1 protein-coding gene is annotated in these 385 nt (G+C 46.8%); it reads right to left on the bottom strand.

The genetic code is table 11. The features are described from left to right. Positions 1–52 precede the first annotated feature (52 nt). Positions 53–178 carry a hypothetical protein gene (locus tag EUU22_RS25945; protein WP_280956465.1) on the bottom strand — a complete coding sequence of 42 codons (126 nt, stop codon included), beginning with the start codon at positions 176–178 and terminating at the stop codon, positions 53–55. Positions 179–385: the final 207 nt, after the last annotated feature.

The raw sequence follows: 385 nt of genomic DNA, 5'->3' as shown, positions 1-385 counted from the left end.
GAATTCTTGAAGATCGTCTATAGATCTCAACCAAAAAGCACCATGTCTGGAGTCAAGGGACAGAAGAAATGCCCAGATCCATGCCAAGACCCTTGTCCACCACCATGCCCTCCACCACAGCAATGCCAGGACCCATGCGACCCATGCCCCAAGCCAGTCCCTCAATGCCAAGATCCATGCAAACCAGCTCCACAGCAGTGCCAGCAGGACACCAAGTGTGTGAAGAAGTGAAGAAGGAAGTTTGTAATGGTGGAAGTCATCCTCTGCTTGACCAAGAGACATCCCATCTACCCTGATCCCTTAATTTAATCACATTGTTCATGATAACCTGAGATGCAATTTATGGATTATCACTGAACCAAAGAAACATGATTAAAATCTCGAG

The organism is Ciceribacter ferrooxidans (assembly GCF_004137355.1).
GTDB lineage: Bacteria > Pseudomonadota > Alphaproteobacteria > Rhizobiales > Rhizobiaceae > Allorhizobium > Allorhizobium ferrooxidans.
The sequence above is the reverse complement of the archived record's forward strand: the minus strand, read 5'-3'. Positions and strand labels throughout refer to the sequence as shown.

Excerpts from the sequence above, each read along its gene's own strand:
- EUU22_RS25945 (WP_280956465.1), bottom strand. The coding sequence starts at position 178 with ATGGATCTTGGCATTGAGGGACTGGCTTGGGGCATGGGTCGCATGGGT.